This is a genomic window from Treponema ruminis, from assembly GCF_014201975.1.
Taxonomy (GTDB): domain Bacteria; phylum Spirochaetota; class Spirochaetia; order Treponematales; family Treponemataceae; genus Treponema_D; species Treponema_D ruminis.
In genome coordinates this window covers 14,616-37,200 of the sequence record NZ_JACHFQ010000003.1, presented here as the reverse complement: position 1 = coordinate 37,200, position 22,585 = coordinate 14,616, and the positions used below count along the sequence as shown (strand labels likewise).

21 protein-coding genes and 4 tRNA genes are annotated in these 22,585 nt (G+C 44.8%); 12 read left to right on the top strand and 13 right to left on the bottom strand.

All coding sequences use genetic code 11. The features are described 5' to 3' along the window. Nucleotides 1-5 precede the first annotated feature (5 nt). From HNP76_RS04745 to HNP76_RS04735, 3 genes are read right to left on the bottom strand one after another with little or no spacing between them, the layout of a single operon-like run. Nucleotides 6-398: a zinc ribbon domain-containing protein gene (locus tag HNP76_RS04745; RefSeq protein ID WP_184658016.1), complete on the bottom strand. Its 393-nt coding sequence runs from the start codon at nucleotides 396-398 to the stop codon at nucleotides 6-8. 3 nt (nucleotides 399-401) lie between these two features. Continuing rightward, nucleotides 402-2,141, bottom strand: coding sequence for a response regulator (locus HNP76_RS04740; RefSeq protein WP_184658014.1), 1,740 nt, complete (start codon nucleotides 2,139-2,141; stop codon nucleotides 402-404). Nucleotides 2,142-2,162: 21 nt separating this feature from the next. After that, nucleotides 2,163-3,146: a hypothetical protein gene (locus HNP76_RS04735; RefSeq protein ID WP_184658012.1), complete on the bottom strand. Its 984-nt coding sequence runs from the start codon at nucleotides 3,144-3,146 to the stop codon at nucleotides 2,163-2,165. Nucleotides 3,147-3,196: 50 nt separating this feature from the next. On the opposite strand from HNP76_RS04735, the gene mfd reads away from it, so the two are divergent. Then, nucleotides 3,197-6,895 carry a transcription-repair coupling factor gene (gene mfd / locus HNP76_RS04730; RefSeq protein WP_184658009.1) on the top strand — a complete coding sequence of 1,233 codons (3,699 nt, stop codon included), beginning with the start codon at nucleotides 3,197-3,199 and terminating at the stop codon, nucleotides 6,893-6,895. Here mfd and HNP76_RS04725 read toward each other — a convergent pair. Continuing rightward, nucleotides 6,892-7,674, bottom strand: coding sequence for a transporter substrate-binding domain-containing protein (locus tag HNP76_RS04725; RefSeq protein WP_184658007.1), 783 nt, complete (start codon nucleotides 7,672-7,674; stop codon nucleotides 6,892-6,894). The two genes, mfd and HNP76_RS04725, sit on opposite strands and share 4 nt — an antisense overlap. An 87-nt stretch (nucleotides 7,675-7,761) precedes the next feature. On the opposite strand from HNP76_RS04725, the gene HNP76_RS04720 reads away from it, so the two are divergent. Beyond that, nucleotides 7,762-8,280 (top strand): deoxycytidylate deaminase, encoded by a 519-nt coding sequence (locus tag HNP76_RS04720; protein ID WP_184658005.1) that lies wholly within the window; start codon nucleotides 7,762-7,764, stop codon nucleotides 8,278-8,280. Between the two features lie 195 nt (nucleotides 8,281-8,475). On the opposite strand, the gene thrC is transcribed toward HNP76_RS04720, so the two are convergent. After that, entirely contained in the window at nucleotides 8,476-9,888 is a 1,413-nt protein-coding gene (thrC, locus tag HNP76_RS04715; protein ID WP_184658003.1) for a threonine synthase, read from the bottom strand. 9 nt (nucleotides 9,889-9,897) lie between these two features. Beyond that, nucleotides 9,898-10,860 carry a hypothetical protein gene (locus HNP76_RS04710; RefSeq protein ID WP_184658001.1) on the bottom strand — a complete coding sequence of 321 codons (963 nt, stop codon included), beginning with the start codon at nucleotides 10,858-10,860 and terminating at the stop codon, nucleotides 9,898-9,900. Between the two features lie 160 nt (nucleotides 10,861-11,020). Between HNP76_RS04710 and alr the strand changes: the two genes are divergently transcribed. Continuing rightward, a complete protein-coding gene (gene alr, locus HNP76_RS04705; protein WP_184657999.1) occupies nucleotides 11,021-12,199 on the top strand; it encodes an alanine racemase in 1,179 nt (392 codons plus the stop codon). Here the strand turns inward: alr and HNP76_RS04700 are convergent. Both HNP76_RS04700 and HNP76_RS04695 read right to left on the bottom strand, forming a co-directional pair. Beyond that, complete coding sequence (locus HNP76_RS04700) at nucleotides 12,147-13,664, bottom strand: bifunctional folylpolyglutamate synthase/dihydrofolate synthase (protein WP_184657997.1); 1,518 nt, start codon at nucleotides 13,662-13,664, stop codon at nucleotides 12,147-12,149. The genes alr and HNP76_RS04700 overlap by 53 nt on opposite strands. 26 nt (nucleotides 13,665-13,690) lie before the next feature. Further along, nucleotides 13,691-14,137 carry a nucleoside deaminase gene (locus HNP76_RS04695; RefSeq protein WP_206173027.1) on the bottom strand — a complete coding sequence of 149 codons (447 nt, stop codon included), beginning with the start codon at nucleotides 14,135-14,137 and terminating at the stop codon, nucleotides 13,691-13,693. Nucleotides 14,138-14,248: 111 nt separating this feature from the next. Between HNP76_RS04695 and trpS the strand changes: the two genes are divergently transcribed. The 3 genes from trpS to cmk are packed head-to-tail and all read left to right on the top strand — an operon-like array spanning nucleotide 14,249 to nucleotide 16,793. After that, the gene (trpS, locus tag HNP76_RS04690; protein ID WP_184657995.1) at nucleotides 14,249-15,334 is read left to right on the top strand and encodes a tryptophan--tRNA ligase; all 1,086 of its coding nucleotides are present in this window, start codon (nucleotides 14,249-14,251) and stop codon (nucleotides 15,332-15,334) included. A gap of 1 nt (nucleotide 15,335) precedes the next feature. Beyond that, the gene (locus HNP76_RS04685; protein ID WP_184657993.1) at nucleotides 15,336-16,205 is read left to right on the top strand and encodes a YicC/YloC family endoribonuclease; all 870 of its coding nucleotides are present in this window, start codon (nucleotides 15,336-15,338) and stop codon (nucleotides 16,203-16,205) included. Between the two features lie 24 nt (nucleotides 16,206-16,229). Then, nucleotides 16,230-16,793 (top strand): (d)CMP kinase, encoded by a 564-nt coding sequence (cmk, locus tag HNP76_RS04680; protein WP_184657991.1) that lies wholly within the window; start codon nucleotides 16,230-16,232, stop codon nucleotides 16,791-16,793. Nucleotides 16,794-16,857: 64 nt separating this feature from the next. Here cmk and HNP76_RS04675 read toward each other — a convergent pair whose 3' ends face one another. The 5 genes from HNP76_RS04675 to HNP76_RS04655 form a co-directional block, all read right to left on the bottom strand. After that, nucleotides 16,858-17,217 carry a hypothetical protein gene (locus HNP76_RS04675; protein WP_184657989.1) on the bottom strand — a complete coding sequence of 120 codons (360 nt, stop codon included), beginning with the start codon at nucleotides 17,215-17,217 and terminating at the stop codon, nucleotides 16,858-16,860. 118 nt (nucleotides 17,218-17,335) lie between these two features. After that, nucleotides 17,336-17,408 (bottom strand) — tRNA-Gly (locus HNP76_RS04670). A gap of 6 nt (nucleotides 17,409-17,414) precedes the next feature. Then, a tRNA-Phe gene (locus tag HNP76_RS04665) sits at nucleotides 17,415-17,487 on the bottom strand. Between the two features lie 93 nt (nucleotides 17,488-17,580). Continuing rightward, nucleotides 17,581-18,990 carry a CCA tRNA nucleotidyltransferase gene (locus HNP76_RS04660; protein WP_184657987.1) on the bottom strand — a complete coding sequence of 470 codons (1,410 nt, stop codon included), beginning with the start codon at nucleotides 18,988-18,990 and terminating at the stop codon, nucleotides 17,581-17,583. 13 nt (nucleotides 18,991-19,003) lie between these two features. Next, nucleotides 19,004-19,423, bottom strand: a complete 420-nt coding sequence (locus HNP76_RS04655; RefSeq protein ID WP_184657984.1) for a hypothetical protein — start codon at nucleotides 19,421-19,423, stop codon at nucleotides 19,004-19,006. Nucleotides 19,424-19,523: 100 nt separating this feature from the next. On the opposite strand from HNP76_RS04655, the gene HNP76_RS04650 reads away from it, so the two are divergent. The 6 genes from HNP76_RS04650 to mltG all read left to right on the top strand — a co-directional run bounded on the left by HNP76_RS04650 (nucleotide 19,524) and on the right by mltG (nucleotide 22,582). Then, the gene (locus HNP76_RS04650) at nucleotides 19,524-19,901 is read left to right on the top strand and encodes a chorismate mutase (RefSeq protein ID WP_184657983.1); all 378 of its coding nucleotides are present in this window, start codon (nucleotides 19,524-19,526) and stop codon (nucleotides 19,899-19,901) included. A 119-nt stretch (nucleotides 19,902-20,020) separates the two neighbouring features. Further along, nucleotides 20,021-20,093 (top strand) — tRNA-Thr (locus HNP76_RS04645). 18 nt (nucleotides 20,094-20,111) lie between these two features. Next, nucleotides 20,112-20,193 (top strand) — tRNA-Tyr (locus HNP76_RS04640). 204 nt (nucleotides 20,194-20,397) lie between these two features. Next, nucleotides 20,398-21,315: an MBL fold metallo-hydrolase gene (locus tag HNP76_RS04635; protein WP_246462595.1), complete on the top strand. Its 918-nt coding sequence runs from the start codon at nucleotides 20,398-20,400 to the stop codon at nucleotides 21,313-21,315. Next, on the top strand, nucleotides 21,312-21,512 hold the full coding sequence (locus HNP76_RS04630; protein WP_184657979.1) for a hypothetical protein: 201 nt from the start codon (nucleotides 21,312-21,314) through the stop codon (nucleotides 21,510-21,512). Before HNP76_RS04635 ends, HNP76_RS04630 begins: the two co-directional genes overlap by 4 nt. After that, nucleotides 21,509-22,582 (top strand): endolytic transglycosylase MltG, encoded by a 1,074-nt coding sequence (mltG, locus tag HNP76_RS04625; protein WP_184657977.1) that lies wholly within the window; start codon nucleotides 21,509-21,511, stop codon nucleotides 22,580-22,582. Before HNP76_RS04630 ends, mltG begins: the two co-directional genes overlap by 4 nt. Nucleotides 22,583-22,585 lie beyond the last annotated feature (3 nt).

Genomic DNA, 22,585 nt, shown 5'->3' with positions numbered 1-22,585 from the left:
TTCTTTTACGAAATTTCTAGATATTTCATGGCGCAGCAGACGAAAAGCACTAAAATTCCTACGATTGCAAAAAATGACCATACTGGTAGAGAACCGTCGGCTGTTTTGCTGCGGGCTGCGGCTGGATTTCTTGAATTGATTGCGTTTAATAGGGCTTTTTTTGATCTGCGGCTTGCTTTCGTTTCTTTTTGGCTTGGCGCGTCGATTTTGTGGCCGTTGCCGACGGCATAACCGCAGGTAGGGCAGCCGTTTGCGAATTTGCTTGGCATTCCCGTTGTTCCACAAACAGGACATCGTACTGATGAGAAGAATTTTCCGCAATGTCTGCATACTCTTGCGTTTTGCGGTACTTCAGCACCGCAGTTCTCACAAAAGAATTTAGCTGATTGTTTTTTCATTTTTTAACTTATTTTCTTAATCGCAAGTGCGAGTTTTTTTGCATCGTTTGACATTACTTCGGCAAAAACATTTTCGATTTTGTCGTCAATTTTCATTGAAGCAATGTCGATTTTTGTTCCCGGAGAAAGATTCATTATGAAATTTGGAATATCAGGTGTGAATTCAAGAACAAGGCCGTTATAATTTCGTGCTACTCCAGAGACCATGGCAAGGGTGATTGGATTTGTGAACACGAAAGAGACTGAAGTGGCTCCTGTATCAAGCTTGAGTGCTTCCGCCTTTTCTTTTTGGTCAGCTTTGTTTGCGTTCATTATAGCTGCCAGTTTTTCATCAATGCTCTGTTCATCTGCCATATCATTTTCTCCATCTTGAAGTTGAGAAGTTTCGGCTTCTAAAGAATTTTCTTCTTCTGAAAGCTCTTCCGATTTACTATCTTCTTCAATTATATCATTGTTTGGCGATTCTTCAAAGTTATTTTCTTCAAGAAGTTGCTTCAATTCCTCAATACCTGGAAGGGAGGTGGATTCCGACTCATCGTAAGGTTCGTTGATTATATCAGTGACAGTTGGTATGTCGTCATTTTCGTTGATTTCTTCGAGTTTGTCTGCGGCTTTTTCATCAGCGACAATTTCCTCGAGTTTATCGGCTGCCAATTCATCTCCGGTAATTTCTTCCAGACGGTCTGCGGCACGCTCGTCATTTTCCATCTCTTCCAAGCGGTTTGCGGCGTCCTCATCGGCAAGGGCTTCTTCTTCAGCTTCCTGGATTTCTTCTAAAGTTGGCTCGTTATTTTCGATTTGATTTTCGTCATTTGTTTCTTCAACTTTGCAAGCGAGGTTTTCGAAAGAGTCGTCCTCGGTTTCTTCGACCGGTTCGTCTTCTGGTACGTCCTCAATTTCTTCGGGGGATTCTTCTACTGGTGTTTCGAGAATCTCTTCGTCTCTGACTTCTTCAATCGGTTTATCCTCAATTTCTTCAATTAATTCTTCTTCTGGACTTTCTTGAATTTCTTCGTTTTCGACTTCTTCAATCGAGTCTTCCTCGATTATTTCGGCCGGAGTTTCATCTTCAATTTCAGCTTCTGGGACAGAGATTTCTGAAGCGGTTTCGATTTCGTCGACAGGTTCTTCGTTTGGAGAGGCCTCTATTTCCTCAACCAATTCTTCTTCTGGAACATCCCGAATCTCTTCTGTTTCGATTTCTTCTATAGCTTCTTCTTCTAGAGCAGCCGTAATCTCTTCAGCTTCAGTCTCTTCTATGGGGGCTTCTTCCTGAATTTCTTCGATTTCGGCTTCTACGAACTTATTTGCGTTGGGAACCAGGTCGTCAACGCTTATTTCTGACTGTTCTTCTTCTGTAAGATAGCCTGAGAAAATATCATCTGCTTTTTTAAGGATTTCGCGGAGTTTGTCCAGACCGTCTACTGTTACCGAGTCAAAAGTTCCGCGCACATGGAGGGCTTCTGCCTTTTTATTTTCTTCTTCGCTGAAATTTTCGTCAGTGTAGAGAATAATCTGAGGTTTGTAGTCACCGAATCCTGCCGTTGCATATTGAGCGAGCGTCTTCCAATGGCGGGGATAGTCACCTGTGCTTACGATAATCAGGTGGGGGGCTATTTCTTCGATATTGTCGAGCGCTTTCAAAAGCCAAGTGTAGACAATCGTGTCATAGCCTGCCGCTTTGAGAACTTCAGAAATATTATTGATTGCCTTTTCGTCGTCGGCTACAAGAAGCGCCTTCATTTATCAAACTCCGTTTTTTAATTACTCTGTGCCAAGATTTGTTACTGAATAGTCGTAGATCTGCCAGATTCCGTCACGCTGACGAACTTTGTAGATGTAGCGTTTTTTCTCACTGAAATTCGGATACTTGAACCATTCGAGAACTGAAACTGTACCCTCAGTCTGTGAGTAAGATGTGTTTTCAATCTGGAAACGCTCCGGTACGCCTACGATGTCATAGTCGATTTTGTTCTGCATGAGGTCAGCCTTGTAAGCCTGCAGCATTCGGTTTCTCTCGTCAGCTGCGGCATTTTTGTACTTGCGGTTGACTTCGCTGTTTCGGACCATCATCTGCTCGATGTCCATGTAGAGGAAATACTGATCCCAGAGTGATTTCTGTCTTGCGATGATTGTCTGCTCAACAACTTTGTCCGGAGAAATTGCTTCCGGCTTCAAGAGGGAAGTAGTTTTGTTTTCAACCGGAAGAATGCTTGATGATGAAGCTGATGGTGCCGGCCGGATGTCAAGTGAAAGTCTGTTTGATGCGATTTCAATGATTTTTGATTTATAAAGCTCAGGATAGAAGCGCATTTCGAGGTAGTAAATCGAAGGCTCATCAATCTGAATGTAGTCCTTTACGTTTTCAACGAAGGAATATGTCTCACCAGGCTCAATTGCAAGCTCACGGAAGTAGACTGTCTGGTTTGTCGAGCGCTTGATTACCAGGTCTTTTGTGCTTGGAAGAGTTGTGTTCTTGATTGTGTAAGCAAAAAAGTCCAGAGAGAACATGCGGTCATCTGCGAGCTTGAAGCGGAGTGTGTCCGTTCCCTTGTTTGTGATTGCAACATCGACGTAAATCGGATTGTCTTCCTTGCTGCCAGGATAATACATCGTTCTGTCATAGAATCTGATTGAAACCGATGCCTTTGAATAGTCCTGATTGTTTATTGAGTTTGCTTTCTGTCCAAAAGCGAACTGTGCAAAGAGTGTAAAACTTGCTATAATGGTAAAAAGAATGCGTTTCAACTGCTTCTCCTTATTTTAAAGATATTCAATTATATTATCGGAATGTTTTCATGAAATCATTATTAACAAATTATCTTCTTTCTGTGACAAACGGATGGAATGACTTTCTTTCTGATGTAAAAAATCTCGCTTCCGGGCAATATTTCCCTGCTGAAATAGAGGGTGTGTCTCTTACTTCTTCGAATTTTCTTACAGCCCACTATATTGATTTCCTTCGTTCCAGAATTCTTTCTTCCCTTCAGTATAATGCAACCGGCCGCTATTCTCAGTCCCAGCAGGCGGATGGTCTTTCAGCTCTTTCGGCTTCATCCCTTGATTTTGTAGTCGTAGTTCCAACCGAAAAAGAAGCCCTTGATTTGACTCAGGATTTTGAAACGGCTTTTGGTGAATCTGTAGAAATTTTTACTCTTCCTTGGTGGGGACTGGTTCCTTATCGGGCCAGCGCAGTCGGTTCGGCTGTTTTTGGCCAGCGTTCCGGAGTTCTTTCCCGCCTTGCCTATCAGGCCCGCTCCCTCAATGCAAATACAAAGCCCCGGATTTTTATAATTACCCAGCGTTCCTTGCAGACGCCACTTCCTTCGCCTCAGTATATACGCTCGCTTGTTTTCAATTTACACAAGGGACTGCAGAATGATCCTGCTGATTTGGCAGAAAAACTTGCGGCTTTGGGCTATATCCGTGTTCCGAAAGTCAGTCTTCCAGGCGAATTTACCCTTCGTGGCGAGGTCCTCGATATTTTTACTCCTGGTGAAGAAAATCCAACGCGAATTCTTTTTGATTTTGATGAAATTTCTTCTATTAAATCCTTCGATGTTGAAAGCCAGTCAACTAAAGAGCTGCGTGACAATCTTTTGATTTATCCGATGAAGGAAGTAATCTGGAATGATGAGCTTGTCGGCCGCCTTGAAAGTCTTTTTGAAAAATTCGGGAAAAATCCTGATTCTGATGAGCTTGATTCTGCTCAGAATGAGGGCGAAAAACAGACGATTTTCCTTGCCCTTACCGAAGAAGCCGAGCTTGCCAAAAGGAAGCTGCTTGAAGAACTCAGGGCTGGAAAAGAAAGTGAAGGCGAGGAACTTTTTTACGGCGTTCTCTGGGATAAAAAATACACTATTTTTGACTATATTTCACCGAATACGACAGTCTTTTTCTATGACTATGACCGTCTTAACAACATGCAGGAAAATTTTGACCGTGAGTATGCGGGAATGTACCGGACTGCCCGCCAGAAATTTCCTGTTCTGCCGCCAAGTGAAATGTTCATTCCTTTTGAAGTCGTTTCAAAAATGCACGAAAACCGGGTTTCCTTCAGGACTTTGCATACCGAGACCGACGAAGAGGAAAATTCAAATCAGGACGTTAATTTTTTCAAGATTGAATGTGAACCCCCGAAAAGTTTCTTTGGAAACATCAATTATTTAAAGGAGCAGCTTGAAGATTTACAGGGCGAGGGCTGGAAGATTTATGTCTTTGCCGACAACGAAAATCAGTCGCTCCGAATCAAGGAAATCCTCAAAAACTTCATAGACAAGCCGGCTGAGGGCGAATATCTTGACCGCCTCAACAAAAACGCGAAAAAAGGCATTCCTTATTTTCCGCTCACGGTTTATCCAAAGGCGATTACGGCAGGATTCGGAATTTCCGAGACAAAAACGCTTGTAATTCAGGAAAATGAGATTTTCGGCCGCCGCAAGCATGTTCCAAAGTCAATCCGAAGCGCAAAATCTCAGGCTATTGATACTTTCGTCGAGCTTAACGAGGGCGATTTTGTAGTTCATGTAAATTACGGAATCGGAATCTTCCGCGGAATCCAGCGCGTAAAGGCAATGGGTAACGAGAGGGACTACATAAAGCTTGAATATGCTGACGAAGAATTTGCCTTTGTTCCGATTGAGCAGGTAAATCTTGTCCAGCGTTACATCGGAAACGAGGGCGACAACCCCCGACTTGACCGAATAGGCTCAAAATCATGGGAAAACCGCAAGAATAAGGCCAAAAAAGCCGTCGAGGACCTGGCAGAAAAACTCATCGCCCTCTATTCAAGGCGAAAGGCAAGCCGGGGCTATCCTTTCCCCAAGGACGGCGAGTGGCAGACAGCCTTTGAGGCAGCCTTCCCATATGAGGACACACCCGACCAGTTCAATGTCTCAAAGGAAATCAAGGCGGACATGGAAAAGCCGGTTCCGATGGACAGGCTCGTCTGCGGCGACGTAGGCTATGGAAAGACCGAAATTGCAATGCGGGCGGCTTTCAAGGCTGTAATGGGCGGAAAACAGGTCGCTTTCCTTGCTCCAACAACAATTCTTGCCGAGCAGCATTATGAAACTTGTGTCGAGCGTTTTGCAAATTTCCCGGTTACGGTTGCCCAGCTTTCCCGCTTCGTAAGCCCTGCTGAACAGAAGAAAATCATTGCAAAAGTTGCGGCTGGTGAAGTCGATATTTTGGTCGGAACCCACCGAATCATCCAGAAGGACGTTATTTTTAAGGATCTGGGACTCATGATCATCGACGAGGAACAGAGGTTCGGCGTAAAGGACAAGGAAAAACTCAAGACCATGAAGGCCAACATCGACTCCCTTGCCATGAGCGCAACTCCGATTCCGCGAACCCTTCACATGAGCCTCTTGAAAATCCGCGACATGTCCCTTCTTACAACGCCGCCTCAGACCCGTAAGCCGATTGAGACGATTGTTGACGCCTACACAGAAGAGCGGGTCGCAAAGGCAATCCGTCAGGAAGTCGAGCGGGGCGGTCAGGTATTCTATCTTCACAACCGGGTTGAGACTCTTGAAGACGTCCGCCGCAAGCTTCAGCAGATTGTTCCTGAGATGATGATTGACGTTGCCCACGGACAGATGACTGCCGAGGAACTGGACGACATTTTCCGCCGTTTCAAGATGGGCGGCTTCCATATTCTGATTGCAACTACGATTATCGAAAACGGAATCGACATTCCGAACGTAAACACGATTATCATTGACCGTGCCGACATGTACGGTGTAAGCCAGCTTTATCAGCTGCGTGGCCGGGTCGGACGAAGCGACAGAAAGGCATACGCATATCTTTTGTATCCTGAAAACAAGGTTCTTTCAGAAGTTGCGATGAAACGTCTTCAGGTCATTTCTGACTTTACCGAGCTTGGTTCGGGCTTTAAGATTGCGATGAAGGACATGGAAATCCGCGGTGCAGGCAATCTTTTGGGACGGGACCAGAGCGGCGAAGTTTATTCAGTCGGTTTCGATTTGTACGTCAAGCTTTTGAACGAGGCCGTCGAGCGCCTCATGAACTCAGAAACTTACGAGGCTCAGAACGAAGTCCTTATGGAACTCGAATATTCAGGCTTCATTCCTGATACTTATATTCCAAACCTGCAGACCAAGATGGAAGTTTACAAGAAAATCGCTGGAGTTCAGTCAAAAGACGAGCTTGAAGGAATGTATCTTGAGCTTGAAGACCGTTTTGGCCCGATTCCTGATGAGGTTTACAGTCTTTTGAGTCTTGCGGAAGTGCGTGTAATAGCCAAAAAGCTTTATATTTCTTCAATAAAAGAAAAGCAGGGAACCCTGCAGATTGAATTCAGCAAGGTCAGCGACATAAAAATAGACCGGGTTCTCAAACTCATCAAAGAAAGTGCCGGCAAGGTTAAGCTTGACCCAAGCAAGCCGAACATGATCCTTATGCAGGCCGGAAAAATCGGTCTTAAGGAAAAAAGCGAATTTATACGCGAAAAACTTGAGGCACTGGTCTAATATTTGAGGCCGTGCTTTAAGAGCAGTTTTTCCAGCTCGCCGCTTTTTATAAGATTTTTGATGACCTCATTGACCTGTTTTGTAACAGCCGAATTGTCTTTTTTGATTGCGACTGCATACATCATTTCGTCATAGTGTTCTGGCAAAATTGTAACGGAATCATCGAGGTAGCCGTGCAAAATTGAATTGTCGATTGCAAATGCGTCGATTTCACCGTGGTTGAGGGCGTCTTTTAGCGTCTGATTTGAAGGATAGGTGATGCAGTTGAGGAAGACTCCTTCTTTGATGGCGGCATTTTTGATTGTGGTAATTGTCATTGAGCCTTGTGTGACGCCGACTTTTTTGTTCTCCAGATTTTTGAATGCCGTGATTCCAGATGACTTTTTGACCATGAGGCCTACTGAATCAGTATAATAAATGTCCGAAAAATCGTAGTTTTGCTTGCGCTCTTCGGTGACTGTAAATGTTGCGATAACCATGTCAACCTTGTCCTGATTGAGGAAAGCGCTGCGGTTTTTGGCATTTACCGGGACAAAGGCGACTTTTGACTCGGAGCCGAGAATTTGCTTTGCGACGGCTTTTGCAATGTCGATTTCAAGACCTTCGTATGCTTTTGTCTTGGGATTGAGGAAGCCAAAGCCCGGAACATCTTCCTTTACACCAACTGTGAGGACTCCGGCGTGTTTGATTTTGTCGATTCCATTTTGCTTAGCCCAAAGCAAACCCAAACTTGTTGTTAAAAATGCAAGTGCGAGAAAAGTTTTAATTGTGAGTTTCATTTTTTCTCCAAGTCTTTTTTTGAAATACATCTTTATTTTAATCTATAAGTTTTTTTTAAGCAAATTCTTTTTGAGTTTTTTTATCAGATGTGCTATATTTTTGCTATTTCTGAAAATAAAGAAGAAAAATACATCCGTCCGACCTGGGACGAATATTTTATGGAAGTTGCCCGCACAGTTGCAAAGCGTGCGACTTGTGACCGTGGAAGAAGCGGCTGCGTAATTGCCCGCGACAACCAGATTCTCGTTACCGGCTATGTCGGAAGCCCTGCCGGTCTGCCACATTGTGACGAAGTTGGCCATTTGATGAAGAAAATGCTCCACTCAGACGGCACAATCAGCCAGCATTGCGTGCGAACAGTCCATGCCGAGCAGAACGCAATCTGTCAGGCCGCAAAACGCGGAATTTCAATCGACGGAGCCACTGTTTACTGCAAGATGACTCCCTGCCGCACCTGTGCCATGCTCATAATCAACTGCGGAATCAAGCGGGTAGTCTGCGAAAAGCACTATCACGACGAAGCCGACAGCCTGGAAATGTTCAGGGAAGTAGGAATTAAAATCGAACACCTGGAAGATGATGTTCAAAAATACGCTGAGATGTAGGAAAAAGAAAAGGGGATGTTTTTATAGCCGGATAATTCAAAAAATGCGTAGGTGAGGTTATGACACGAATCCACTTTGTGCGGGCGAGCGTAGCGAGTCCAATTTCAAAATACGCACAACCGTGGATTCTAGTGGCATGTTCTCACCGGGAGCATTTTTTGCTTTAGCCAATTAGCTTAAACATGCCGTTTGATTTTACAAATTTGCCAAAAGCCATGCTTTGAACTGCTCGTAGTTGTTTTCCATTGGAATGGCTTTGTCTTCGAGCTTCATTACCTTTTCGAGGCGGTCCGGGATGATTGGAGATGAGCCTGTTGCCTTCTGTACTGTAGCACCGAATTTTGCAGGATGTGCTGTCTCCAGAATGATGCCGACTGCTTCCTTGTTGATGACCTTGTCTGCCCAAGAAGGAAGATTTGGTGTAAGGCCTGGTTTTGTGAAGTCATTTTTTGTGCCGTTTTTGAGGGCTTCCATGCCACCCTTGCGGATGTCACTCCAAGCCTTCCAGCCGACAGCGCCATGAGGATCGATTGTATAGCCAGTCTTTTCGTAGCAGTTTTTGATTGAATCGATGATGCCGTCGTTATCAAGCCAGTATGATGCGAAGAGTGAGCGAACCTGCTCCAAAGAATACATTGCCTGAATGCGCTCGTAGTTTGAAGGAGCACCTACGTCCATTGCGTTTGCGTATGTCTCAACTGAAGGGCGGGCATTGTAGTCGCCGGTTGCAATCCAGTCTGGAATTGTGCGGTTTGAGTTTGTTGCTGCAACGAAACCTGTGATTGGTGCACCCATTTCGCGGGCAATCAAGCCAGATGTGAGGTTTCCGAAGTTTCCGCTTGGAACGACACAGATGATTGCAGGATTTTCGATTTTGTTGTCACCCCAGCTGCGTGCGCGAACGGCAAGGCTTGAGTACATATAGTAGAAACTCTGCGGCAAAAGACGTGAAATGTTGATTGAGTTTGCAGAAGAAAGGCGGAGTTTTGCGCGCAATTCGTTGTCTGTGAAAGCTGTTTTCACGAGCTTCTGGCAGTCATCGAAAGTTCCCTTTACCTTGAGGGCGCGGACGTTTCCATCGAAAGTTGAGAGCTGTTTTTCCTGCAAAGGAGAGATTTTTCCCTCCGGATACAGGATTGTGACGTCAAGGCCTGGAACATTGTGGAAAGCTGAACCAACTGCTGAGCCTGTGTCACCGGATGTTGCAACGAGGATATGAAGCGGAGTAGATTCGTTTCGGTTGAAATAAGACATTACGCGAGCCATGAAACGTGCACCGAAATCTTTGAAAGCACAGGTCGGACCGTGGAAAAGCTCAAGAACATAAGAAACTTTGTCTACTGGAACAACAGGTGCTGTAAAAGGATAAGCGTCCTGAATGATAGCCTGCAAGTCCTTGTCCGGAATTTCTCCTGCAACATAAGGCTTTGCCATTTCGAATGCGATGTCGCGGAAAGATGGCTCCGGTGTTTTGTTGATGAAGCTTGAAGGCAATTTTGGGAACTCGACAGGGATATACAATCCGCCTGTTTTTTCGTTCATGCCGCTCATTACTGCTGTTTTCAAGTCAGTTTTTACTGATTTGTCGCGTGTGTCTGTGTAAATCATTTTCTTCCTCTATAATCCGTATTTAATTTCGTTTGCGATTTCATCTGCAAGTTGCTTACGTGCGTTTGCAAGTGCAGTCCAGTCATTTTTATCAGTGACTGAAATTGTTTTTTCGATGGCGAAAGTGATTTCACCGGTCTTTGAGTCCATTGCTTTGACTGAACCTGTGAGACTGTATGTTGTTCCGTCATCGTTTTTTTCACATGAATCAATTTTAACAGTGCCGAAAACTATAAAGCTTGGAGCAATTGCTTTTGCACGTGCGAAAACTTTTTCTTCATTCTCCTGAATCACGGCGTCAGAAACATCCTGAGGGGCATTTCCGATTCTTGTAAAGCCGAGCTTCATCAATGTCATGAGAAGGTTTGAAGAAGATACTGGATTTGAAATGATTGCCTTGCCGTTCTGATTGAAATCAACGATGGCGAGAGTGCCGCCTGCTGATTTAAGGTTTGTCTGAACTTTATAAGGCGCTTTGATTGTGTGTTCTGCGGCGATTTTTGCAATTTCCGCATCGCTCATATCACCTTTTGGGAAGAAAGAAATTTCTGAATTGAAAGAAAACTCCGGTGCGTCCGGCAGGAATGAGGCTTTTCCCTCTGAATCAGAAGTAATTGCTGTTTCTGAGAATTCGATCTGGCCGTTTTTGCGTGCAGAAGGATAAAGGACTGAAAGTTCAAAAGATTCGACCGGTTCGCCATCTGAATTTTTGACTTCGATTAAATATGGCTCTGTGAAGATTTTGCCTTTTGTTGTCTGTTTTGGGGCTGAAAGAAGAGTGAAGTGAAAGCCTTCGATTTTTTTTGAGTAAAGTTCTGCAGGACTTGGAAGAGCAATGGCTTCCGGGGAATTGGACTTTTCTTCTTTTATAATGGATGTGTTATTTTCTGATGATTTAGGGGTTGATGCGCAAGAGAAAGCAAGCGTTGTCGCAAGAGTAAGAAAAATTCCCTTGTGAACAATTGATTTCATAAAACTTCTCCTATTTGGACCTTAAATTGATTTTGATCCATAACTTTTTTGTTTCTCTATAAAGTATTTTTTATGACAAATTATTATATAGAAAAGATAAATATTTAACAAGATAAAAATCTTAGTTGCACAAAAAATCTTGCTTCTATAGAATATATTTATGAGACCTACAATTGCTAAAATCTACATGGAAAATCTGCGGCATAATTTAAAAGTTATTCGCTCAAAAATAAATCCTTCTTCAAAAATGTGCGTGGCCATCAAGGCTGATGCTTACGGTCACGGAGCCGTTGAGTGCGCCAAGGCTGCCATTGAATGCGGCACTGACTATTTTGCCGTTGCCGCCATCAGCGAGGGAATTCAGCTTCGAGAGGCAGGAATTACTTGCCCGATTCTGGTCCTCAGTCTTTGCTCGCCTGACGAAATGGACGACCTCGTTCAGAACGATTTGACTCCGCTTGCCTTTGACGAGGAATACATCACCGGAATCGCAGTCTCATGCCTGCGTATGGGTAAAAAAGATTTTCCGGTTCATCTTGCCGTTGACACCGGAATGGGGCGGATCGGCTGCCTTCCAGAAGAAGCTCCTTTTTTTGCAAAGATGATCGAGGACACCAAAGTCCTTAAGCTTGGCGGCATGTGCACTCATTTTTCTGTGGGCGATTCTCTGGATGCCGATGACATCGAATATACAAAAAAACAGTTCGAGCGCTTTAATTTTGCCTGCGAGCAGGTGAAAAAGCTTGGAATTGATCCGGGAATCCGTCATTGTGCCAACTCAGCCCTCACCCTCAACAACCCTGAAATGCACCTGGACATGTGCAGGCCTGGAATCATCTGCTACGGCTATTACCCAGGGGATTTGACCAAAGATTATTTTGAAAAGAAGGGAGAAAGCATTGAGCTTAAGCCCGTGATGGCCCTTGTCTCAAAAGTCGTCGCAATCAGAAAATTCGGCGTGGGTCATTCAATTTCCTACGGCCGCACCTGGACAAGTTCCCGTGAGACTGACATCGGTGTCCTTCCCATCGGATATGACGACGGTCTTTTCCGGCGCTTCAACCAGACCAATGAGGGCAGGGAAGGAGGCGGACTCAAAGTTGCGATTGGCGGAAAGCCCTATCCAGTCCGCGGCAGGATCTGCATGGACCAGTGCATGATTGACCTGGGAAAGGAAAGCGATGTAAAGCGCTGGGACGAGGCCGTGATTTTCGGTCCTGAAGAAAGCGGTGCCCTCCAGAGTGCCGAAGAAATTGCCCGCGCTACCAACACGATTTCCTACGAGATTACCTGCGGAATTTCAAAAAGGGTTCCTCGAGTGTACATTGCATCCGTGTAATCAGGAATTTCTTAACTTCCGCAATCAGGTAGAAGGAACCTGTCACTAAAAGAATTGACTTACTGGCGTTCGCTTTGTCGAACGCTTTTTTTATCTGCGCTTCAAAATCTTCGTTGAGCTCGTAAGGAATTTCTGCATCGCTGAAAGCCTTTGCAAGCGTTTCCAGATCCGACTGCTTTACGTTTCCGGGCTTGGTCAGGAAAACCGAATCAAAGTGATTTTTGAAAAGCGGGGCAATGTCCTTTGCATCCTTGTCGGCCGCACATGCAAAAAGAAGAATCCGTTTTCCTTCTGCTTCCGAACCTTCGTTTGTCTTTTCTCCAAAAACTTGAGTCATTGTCTCCATTGTAAAGCGGGCGCTGTTTACCGTGTGAGCTCCGTCCATCACGAGATATGGAATATTTTCAAAGCCTTTTGGCTTCTGAATGATTTCAAAGCGGGCTGGGAGTTTTGCTTTGGCAATGCCCCTTTCAATCACTTCCTCACTAATGTTCGGTAGGACAGTTTTTACGGCAAGGGCAGCAAGAGCCGCATTCTCAGCCTGATACCTACCGACCAATAGTGCATCTGTTTGTATAGGTCTTTTGAAGATTTTTGAAGAAAAACTAACATTCATTAGGGAAATATTATAATTTTCTTGTGAAGGTGTATTATTTTTTATACTATCTGCTCTGGAAATTGCGCTTTTTACATCTTTATTTGTATTATTTTTTATACAGTCTGGTATATTTTTTATCTTAAATTTCAAATCCTGAATTACATCTTCCACGAAAATCGCCTGAGCATGCTTTTCCTCTGCAATTTTTTCAAAAACTTTACGAACTTCCGGTCCTTGCCTTGCAATCACCACGGGCGTATTTTCCTTAATGATTCCGCCTTTTTCGAAGGCTATTTTCTCCAGAGTGTCGCCTAAAAATTCCGTATGCTCCAGTTCAATCGGCGTGATAACCGAAACCTTTGGGTTTACGACATTCGTTGAGTCCAGGCGGCCGCCTAAGCCGACTTCGAAAACTGAGTAGTCGACTTTTGCCTGCCTGAAAACGAGAAATGAAAAGAGCGTGACAAGCTCAAACCAGGTGATCGGTCTTTGCCCCGGAAGTTCTTCGGTCGGAATTGACTTTACTCCGCTCATGATTTCTTCGACGGCCTTGTCATAGGCTTCTTCTTCAAAAACTCCGCTTGGGCTTGAGACCCGTTCGATAAAATCAAGAATGTGGGGGGAGGTGTAAAGGCCTGTCTTGTAGCCCGCCTCGTCTAAAATTGAGGCGATGAACATTGATACAGAACCCTTTCCCTTGCTTCCCGCGACGTGAAAACAGGGGGCAAAATCCTGGGGCTGACCGAATTTTTCGCAGAAGAATTTCATCGTGTCGAGCCAGAAGATGTTCTTTTTCGGTGTCTTTTCAAAATTTAAATATGAATCAATCCATGATTCAAGGCTGGCGATTGAGTCGAGTTTTTTCATGAGAGTCTCTTTTTAATGATTTATTTTTAATATCTGTCTGGATTTGTCTTTTCGTAATCTTCAAATAGCTTGAGGCATTTTTCGCGCTCAAATTCCTGGGCTATGGACTGCCTGTTTGAGAAAATTTTGTAGAATTTGTTGTCCCGGAAGCCTATTTTGTCCGTGTCTTCTATGGTGCAGCCGTAGTAAACTTTGCTGATGTTTGCCCAGAGAATTGCGCCCAGGCACATGGGGCAGGGCTCGGCCGTGGTGTAGAGTTCGGCTCCGCTCAGGTCGTGGCTGCCGGTCTTTTTGCATGCGTCGCGGATTGCCTCGATTTCGCCGTGGCAGGTCGGGTCATGATTTAAAAGGACCTTGTTGTGGCCCCTTCCGATGATTTTGCCGTCCTTTACGATTACGGAAGCGAAAGGTCCTCCGTGTTTTTTTTCAATGCCTTCGTATGCTTCTTTCAGCGCTTCGTCCATGTAGTCCATGCTTTCATTCTAGCATATTGGCGAAAGTAATTCATGTTTTTTTATAGATAAATCTCCGTATTTTTGATAAAATATCAGCATTCTAAAAAAGATTCCGAAAGTGGAGAATTTATGTCAGAAGAATTAGAAACAAATGCAGATAAAATCCTGGCTGAAGCCATGAGAATGAGCGAAAAAATTGAGGCTGATATTGCCCAGAATCCTAAAAAATACCGTGTTTTGACCGGTGACCGCCCGACTGGCCGCCTTCATATCGGTCACTATTTCGGCTCGCTCAAAAACCGCGTCCGCCTTTCAAAGCTCGGCGTACCGACTATGATTTTGATTGCCGACTATCAGGTCCTCACAGACCATGACGCTTTCGATAAAATCAGCGAGAACACAAAAGAGCTCGTAATCGACTATCTTGCAGCCGGAATTGAACCGGGCGAGAATGTCTGCATCTATCCTCACAGCCATGTTCCTGAGGCAAACCAGCTCATGGTTCCTTTCCTCACGCTTGTAACAAAGAGTGACCTTGACCGAAACCCGACCGTTAAGGACGAAATGGCAAAGTCTTCAATCCCTCTCAATGCGGGCATGTACACTTATCCTGTTCATCAGGCCGTTGACATCCTTTTCTGCAAGGGGAATGTAGTTCCTGTCGGAAAGGACCAGCTTCCGCACCTTGAAATTGCGCGTCAGATTGCCCGAAGGTTCAACAACAAATTCTGCAAGGGCATCGATCCGATTTTCCCTGAGCCGCACGCCCTTCTTTCAAAGACTCCGATGATCATGGGCCTGGACGGAAGCGCAAAAATGTCAAAATCGCTGGGAAACACAATCATGCTTTCTGCAAGCGACGACGAGACTGCAAAGGCTATCAAAAAGGCAAAGACTGACCAGGACAGGCACATCACTTACGATCCTGTAAACCGTCCTGAAGTCGCAAACCTCCTTCGAATCATTTCCCTCTGTACCGACGAAACTCCGGAAGCTATTGCCGAGAGAATCGGTGACGGTGGCGGCGGAATGCTCAAAAATACGCTCACAGAGGCTTTGAACGAGCATCTTCGTCCTCTCCGCACAAAGCGGGCTGAGCTTGAGCAGCAGCCTGAGCTTATCAAGAAGGTCTTGAACGAGGGTGTTGAAAAAGCGCGTGAAATTGCAAGCAAGACTTTGCTTGAAGTGCGCCATGTAATGAACATGGAGATTTAGTATGAACAGCATGACAGGTTACGGGTTTAAGGAATCCGTCGTTGGCGACACTCAGATCAGTGTTGAAATCAAGTCCGTCAACAACCGTTTTCTTGACCTTAATGTAAATCTTCCGTATTTTCTCAATCCGCTTGAGCAGAAGGTGCGCAAGCTTGTCTCGGAGAAAATCGTCCGCGGCAAGGTTGACGTAACAATCCGCGTCAAGGACATGTCTTCCACGGCAAAGGTTACGGCTGACCCTCAGGCGGCAAAAATGTACGCCGAGGCTATCGGCCAGATTGCGCTTGCGCTTGGAAAAAGTGCTTCTGACCTTCCGCTCAGCCTCATCGTAAATCAGGAAGGTGTGCTTAACATCACTCATGAATACGATGCAGATTCTTACTGGGAAAAGATTGAGGGCGTTTTCAATGAGGTTTTTGAGCAGTTTGTCTCTGACCGCAAGCGGGAAGGTGAAAACCTTAAGAAAGACCTGCTTGCAAAACTTGACGTGCTTGATTCCTGCGCGGCCTTCTTCAAGGAATGGCAGCCCAAGATGGAGCAGAAGTTCAAGGAACAGATTACAAGCCGCTTCAACGAGCTTCTCGGTGACAATGTTGACGAAAACCGCATCATGACTGAGGTCGCCGCGATGATGGTCCGCTACACGATTAACGAGGAAATCATCCGCCTGCACAGCCATCTGGCTGCCCTGCGCAAGGAATTCTCGGAAAATCCTGTTCCTGGCAAGCGAATTGACTTCATCTGTCAGGAAGCAAACCGTGAAATCAACACGATCGGAAGCAAAAATCAGTTTACGGAAGTGGGGGCCATGGTCGTAAATGCCAAGGATGCCCTTGAAAATATCCGCGAACAGTCTAAGAACGTTGAGTAAAGAATTAGAAATTGAGGAGATTTTATGTCTGAGTATAAACTGACGAATGGGAGAAAACTTCGGATCGCTATTTCGGGCAAATCGGGCTGCGGTAACACGACTGTCTCGACTATGCTTGCCGAAAAACTTGGAATTAAGCTGATTAACTACACTTTCCGCCAGCTTGCGGCTGAAAAGGGGCTTACCCTTGCCCAGGTTATCGAGAATGCAAAAAACGATGACAGCTATGATGTCTATGTTGATACTCATCAGGTTGAGCTTGCCAGGGCTGAGTCCTGCGTTTTGGGAAGCCGTCTCGCAATCTGGATGCTCAAAGAGGCTGACGTTAAAGTTTACCTCATCGCCAGCGACGACACCCGTGCAAAACGCATCCTCAACCGTGAGGGCGGGGACTTGCAGCAGATTAAGGACTTTACGGCCATGCGTGACCGTGAGGATTCTGCCCGCTATATGAAGCTTTATCAGATTGACAACGGCGAGTATGAGTTTGCAGACCTTAAGATTGATACTGCTACCCGTACTCCAGAAATGATTGTTGAGATGATTCTTGATTATCTTGAGAAGAAAGGCTTTATCGAAAAAGACTAGTCTGTCTTTTCTCTTTTAATTCCCCTTGTGAAGCCTGTTTTATGGCTTTATGAGGGGATTTTTTTTACCAGAGCTCTTTCCTGAGCTCTTTTCCCGTCTTGTTTGGCACGAATACTACATTTGTGCAGTCTACGGCTTTTTTGATGTAATCCATGGTCGGAATCATTTTTCCTTCGTGCAGAAGGGGCCTCATGAGCCAGCCGCCTGCAAGGTATATTTTTCCGTCTTTTCCCCTCGTTATGTAAAGGTTTGACTCCAGTTCGTCTATGTTTTTTTGAATGATTTTATTGACGAGAACTTCTTTGGGAAAAGGAAGCTGGGCGCCTTTTGAGACGATTTCCTGATCCACGTTTGCACTGATCGTGGCTTCCAGGGCTGAGTACATTGCAAATTCAATGTCGTTTTCGAGAGAGTCAAGTTCCATATCTATAGTTTCGACTAACTTTTATTAGAAAATTATAAGATATAAAGATTAATTTAACAAGAAAAGAATTTTTTTTACGGGAATAAAAAAAAACTCCCAGCGTTTACTGGGAGTTTTAAGCGGCAGAAGGGAGTCGAACCCTCGTCATCAGCTTGGAAGGCTGAGATAATGAGCCGTTATATGACTGCCGCATTGAGTGCCAGCGATTGGAATCGGACCAACGACAGGCAGATTTTCAGTCTGCTGCTCTACCAACTGAGCTACACCGGCTTGTTGTCTCGCGACGTTGACTAATATATACCTTAGCAAAAAAAATGTCAACAGCTTTACAAAAAAAATTGCAAAATTTTTTAATTTTTTTTATCAGGTATTTTTGGCCGCGATATTTCCTGCTACTGTAAGGAGTTTTTCCTTTTCGTTCATTTCAGGATCGTCGAGAACGCACTGAAAAAGTTCGTTGAGGATGAAGCCTAATTTTTTTCCGGCCGGAATTCCAGCCTTAATCAGGTCGTTTCCGTTTACCGCAAGGTCTTTGAGGGAGAGGGCGGTCTGCTTGGACTGGATTTTCTTGATTCGCTCGCGGAGGATAAAAATCTTCTGGACTCCGTCGTTCATGGGGTCGACTTTGCATCTGTGCATTCCGTAGATGTCGGCTATGCGGAGGGCGAAGAGGTCCTCGACGCATTCAGGCTTGACCCTTACCAGGAATCTTCTTACGGCGGCGTCGCTCCAGTTTTCCTCAAAGAAGAACATGTGCTGCTCGATCAGGTGGGTGACCTGGCTTATTACCGCATTTGGAAATTTTAAGCGGGTGAGGATTTCTTTTGTTTTTTCTGAGGAATAGTGCTCGTGACCGTGAAAGTGAATCTGCTCGACGAAAGAACCTGAGCCTTTGGGATATTCGATTTTTTCTATGACTTTTGCGTCTTTTTTGCCTATGTCGTGGAAGAGGGCCGAGAGCCTTACGATTTGATTTTCGCGCGGAGCTCCGTCGCAGGCATAGAGGTTGTGGTCGAGTACGTCGAATTCGTGAAAGCCCCTCATGTCGGCCTGCTGGCAGTTCCGGCAGTCAGCGAGCTCAGGTATGAAGGCTTTTAAGATTCCGCAGTCTTCCATTCGGTGCAGAGCTGAGGATGGTTCTTCTGAGCGTAAAATTTTTTCAAATTCGTCACGGAAGCGCTCCATGGAAATCGATTTTATCTTTTCCTGAACTTCCGTTAGTTTGATTGTCTCGTAAGTTTCTTTTTCGATTTCAAAATTAAGCTGGCCGGAGAAGCGGATTGCCCTGATTGGTCTCAGTCCGTCTTCGAGAAATCGGTCCCTGGCATTTCCGACCGTTCGTATGATTTTTGATTTTATATCTTTTTGGCCTTCGAAGGGGTCGATTATTGAGCCGTCGGCCAGAGATGCTGCGATTGCGTTCATCGTAAAGTCGCGGCGGGAAAGGTCGTCTTCGAGAGTGGCGTCAAAAGTTACCTGATCCGGGTGTCTTCCGTCTGAGTAGCCTGATTCGCTTCGGAATGTGGTGGCTTCAATTTCGCTGCCCATAAAATGAATGGTGACCGTTCCGTGGGCAATCCCGGTTGGAATTACGCGGTGAAAGATTTTCATCATCTGCTCGGGCCTTGCGTTTGTCGTTATGTCCCAGTCGCTGGCTTTTTTGCCCAAAAGCACGTCCCGGACGGCTCCGCCGACAAGATAGGCCTCAAATCCGTTTTTTGCGAATATTTCGTTGAGTTTTCTGAGTGTTTCCGGAATTTTTATGGATTTCATGAAAAATATTATATCAGAAAGAAATGCCTTCTGAAAGAAGATTTATCGTGAGTGAGAATACTGAAATTGTGATTGCGGCTGTCAGTACGAGTATGTAGACGATGAAGTGAAGGAGCATTCGCAGGCTTTTGTTTTTTACCAGATAGAAGATGCATTCAAGGCTTGAGATTCCTGAGAAAAAACTGAGGGCAATCGCGTTGAATGTGATGATCTGGAGAATCAGCTTGAGGTTTGAGTCGAGGAAGGCCTGCTGGTTACCGGTGAGGAAAAAGATGATTGTTGCGATAAGGGTGAGAGAAAGAAAGACCGTGGTTCTGCGGCAGAGCCTGAGGAGCGGGGGAAGCCTTCGAGTTTTTTTTGCTGGCTTTTCCAGGCTTGGCTCCGGCAGGGCTTCCAGTTCTTCAATTTCTTCGGTTTTTACCTCTTCCTTCATGTTTTCTTGAATCGCCTTCCGTAAAAAGATATAATCTCGGATATTTTACCAAAAAAATCATTCATAAAAAAGGCATTGCCGCTTTATGAAGGGAGAAAATATGTCACAGAGACTTTTTGCGATTCGCGGTGCTACTGGCGCAGAGAATAATGCCGAATCAATCACTAAAAATGTTTGCGAAATGTGCCTCAAACTTTTTGCCGACAACAAGCTTGCCCAGAAGGACTTCGTTTCGATTCAGTTTACTATTACTGATGACCTGGACGTCATGAATCCGGCCATGGCCCTTCGAAAAGGTCAGAATGAATTTGACGTGTCTCAGATTCCGCTCTTCAGCTCTCAGGAACCTAAAATCATAGGTTCTCCGGAAAAGATGGTCCGGGTGCTTGTTACGGCCTATATGGACGAGAATGCAAAGCCTCTTCCGGTTTATATCAACGGCGGCGAAAAACTCCGTCCGGATTTTGCCAGAAAATAGGGCAGAAAAAAAGTGAAAAAAAATTGCAGAAAATTGTGTTTTCCCTATTGACACTTTTTCTGCAGTTATATAATATAAACTCATTCCGAAACGACAAGGTTCGGTACTAAAAAAAAGATGCTGCTTTAGCTCAGTTGGTAGAGCACGTGATTTGTAATCTCGGGGTCGTGGGTCCAAGTCCTACAAGCAGCTTAGCCGAAAGGCAAAAATGGGGAGTTCGCATAGCGGCAATTGCGGCGGACTGTAAATCCGCTCCCTTTCGGGTTCGGGGGTCCGAGTCCCTCACTCCCCACTAAACGGTCTTGATTAACTTCAAGACCGTTTTTTTTTCGTTTAAAATCTCTTTTTTCTCCAATTTTGCAGGTTTCAGTTATTTTTACTTTTTTTAAGTTTGTATTAGTCTTTGACAAAGGTGGCTTATCGGATTATAATTCTATAGTATTGTTCTTCTTTGTAAGAACGTATGGAGTCATCGGTGAATATACAATTTTGGGGAGTGAGAGGGTCGATACCGACTCCATTATCAACTCAGCAGGTCAGAACGAAACTTATTGCGGCTTTGCAGCGCATAAAGCCTGAGGACATTGCGTCTGATGAGGCAAAAGAAAAATTCATTGATGATTTGCCCTGGTGGATTTCCGGCACTGTTGGAGGCAACACGCCTTGTGTAGAAGCCACTTTAAAAGACGGCAAAAAGCTTATTTTTGATGCAGGTTCTGGCATGCGCGTTATGGGCAAATTTTCTGAGCCTCCTGCCGACAAGCATTATCATCTTTTCATGTCTCATTTCCACTGGGATCATATTCAGGGCCTTCCTTTTTTTGACAGTTCCTACAATCCCACTATAGTTTTTGATGTTTATTCACCTTTTGCGGACATGAAGGAATATCTTGCAAAACAGATGGTTGCTCCATTTTATCCTGTAGATTTTTCTTTAATCGAAAAGCATTTTCATTTCCATGTGATTGAGCCTGGTCAGGTTTTAAACATCGGTAATGCCGAAGTTACCTGCGTAAAAATGTCTCATCCTGGAGATTCTTATTCTTATTCGGTTGTTGAGGACGGTCAGAAGTTCGTCTATGCTACCGATATCGAGCTCGGTTCAAAAGACTTTGCCCACACAGAGGATCGTGCAAAAATTTTCGAGAATGCTGACGTCATGCTCATTGATTCTCAGTACACTGTCGAAGAGGCTCTGCGCAAGGTAAACTGGGGGCACTCGGCTTTCTGCTATGCCATCGATTTTGCCGCCGCCTGGAAGGTTAAAAAAATGTTTATGTTCCATCATGAGCCAACTTATGATGACCGTAAGCTCAATACTATTCTTGAATCTGCAAAATGGTATGCAAATTACGTCTCTGGTGATTCCCTTGAGATTGATATTGCCCGCGAAGGAACAGTGCTGGATATATGACAGACGATTCACTTCTCAACGAAAGCCCGGCCTTTTTTGACTATCATTTTACGGAGCGTGAGGTTCGTGTCCTTGCGCGTTTTCTCAGGAAGAATCAGGAGCAGATTCCGGACGAACTGCTTGATTTTTCTGCCAAAATCGAGAGGGTTATGTATAATTCCATGTCCATTGATGAGGCAGAGGCTTTCTATTCATGAAAAAAAATAAATCTAAAAAAAATAAATTTTTCTCTTTTGTAATTTCTTGTTTTGCCTGCGTGATTCTTGCTTTTTTGGCCTGTTCCCTGGCTTTCAGGCTGTCGCTTACGGCTCCTGATTCAAAGGCGAACGCAAAGGAGGTTAGGGTTGAAATTCCTTCTGGCGCCAGCATTTCAAGAATTTCTGAGATTCTCGTTGATAACGGTTTGATCCGCTCTGACAGGGCCTTTTATCTTGCAGCCCGATTTCCCTTCCTTTCATTCCGAAAAACCGTGCCGGTGATGAAGTCAGGATATTATAATCTTGATTCGTCCATGGGTGCCCTTTTGATTATGACTGTGCTTGAGTCCGGCGTTCAGGATTACACCAGGGTTATCGTTCCTGAGGGACTGACCTTGCGGAAAATCGCTTCAATCCTTGAAAATAACGGAATCTGCTCTGCTGATGCTTTTGTTGAGGCGGCCTGTGATCCAGACCTTCTTAAAAAATATTTTATTCCTGCTGAAACTTTTGAGGGCTTCCTCTTTCCTGACACATATTTCTTTGCTCCCGACATGAAGGCCAGGGATGTTCTTGAAATCATGGTCCAGGCTTTTTTCAATAAGGTTTCAGAAATTCCTTGTTACTCAGAAAAATCTCCGTCCGCTTTCTATGAGACTCTGGTTCTGGCTTCCATCGTTGAGAGGGAATACCGGATTGCCAGCGAGGCTCCGCTTATTGCCAGCGTTTTTAAAAACAGGATTGATGCAGGGGTTGGCCTTTATTCCTGCGCCACAATCGAATACATAATCACTGAGATCCAGGGTAAGCCTCATCCTGACGTGATTACTTATGATGACCTTAAGATTGACAGCCCTTACAACACCTACAAGTGGGCTGCTCTTCCCCCAACGCCAATCTCAAATCCTGGCCTTATTGCCTTGCGTGCGGCGGCTGAGCCTGCAAAAACTGATTATTTCTATTTCACGCTTACGGATTCTTCCGCCGGAAAACATACTTTCTCAAAATCTTTTAATGCTCATGTCAAGGCGGGAACTCAGTTCAAGACCAAAAAAACTGGAAGCAATTAACTG

Coding starts and splice junctions, on each gene's coding strand:
- HNP76_RS04745 (WP_184658016.1), bottom strand. CDS start 398: ATGAAAAAACAATCAGCTAAATTCTTTTGTGAGAACTGCGGTGCTGAA.
- HNP76_RS04740 (WP_184658014.1), bottom strand. CDS start 2,141: ATGAAGGCGCTTCTTGTAGCCGACGACGAAAAGGCAATCAATAATATT.
- mfd (WP_184658009.1), top strand. CDS start 3,197: ATGAAATCATTATTAACAAATTATCTTCTTTCTGTGACAAACGGATGG.
- HNP76_RS04725 (WP_184658007.1), bottom strand. CDS start 7,674: ATGAAACTCACAATTAAAACTTTTCTCGCACTTGCATTTTTAACAACA.
- HNP76_RS04720 (WP_184658005.1), top strand. CDS start 7,762: ATGTGCTATATTTTTGCTATTTCTGAAAATAAAGAAGAAAAATACATC.
- thrC (WP_184658003.1), bottom strand. CDS start 9,888: ATGATTTACACAGACACACGCGACAAATCAGTAAAAACTGACTTGAAA.
- HNP76_RS04710 (WP_184658001.1), bottom strand. CDS start 10,860: ATGAAATCAATTGTTCACAAGGGAATTTTTCTTACTCTTGCGACAACG.
- alr (WP_184657999.1), top strand. CDS start 11,021: ATGAGACCTACAATTGCTAAAATCTACATGGAAAATCTGCGGCATAAT.
- HNP76_RS04700 (WP_184657997.1), bottom strand. CDS start 13,664: ATGAAAAAACTCGACTCAATCGCCAGCCTTGAATCATGGATTGATTCA.
- HNP76_RS04695 (WP_206173027.1), bottom strand. CDS start 14,137: ATGGACTACATGGACGAAGCGCTGAAAGAAGCATACGAAGGCATTGAA.
- trpS (WP_184657995.1), top strand. CDS start 14,249: ATGTCAGAAGAATTAGAAACAAATGCAGATAAAATCCTGGCTGAAGCC.
- HNP76_RS04685 (WP_184657993.1), top strand. CDS start 15,336: ATGAACAGCATGACAGGTTACGGGTTTAAGGAATCCGTCGTTGGCGAC.
- cmk (WP_184657991.1), top strand. CDS start 16,230: ATGTCTGAGTATAAACTGACGAATGGGAGAAAACTTCGGATCGCTATT.
- HNP76_RS04675 (WP_184657989.1), bottom strand. CDS start 17,217: ATGGAACTTGACTCTCTCGAAAACGACATTGAATTTGCAATGTACTCA.
- HNP76_RS04660 (WP_184657987.1), bottom strand. CDS start 18,990: ATGAAATCCATAAAAATTCCGGAAACACTCAGAAAACTCAACGAAATA.
- HNP76_RS04655 (WP_184657984.1), bottom strand. CDS start 19,423: ATGAAGGAAGAGGTAAAAACCGAAGAAATTGAAGAACTGGAAGCCCTG.
- HNP76_RS04650 (WP_184657983.1), top strand. CDS start 19,524: ATGTCACAGAGACTTTTTGCGATTCGCGGTGCTACTGGCGCAGAGAAT.
- HNP76_RS04630 (WP_184657979.1), top strand. CDS start 21,312: ATGACAGACGATTCACTTCTCAACGAAAGCCCGGCCTTTTTTGACTAT.
- mltG (WP_184657977.1), top strand. CDS start 21,509: ATGAAAAAAAATAAATCTAAAAAAAATAAATTTTTCTCTTTTGTAATT.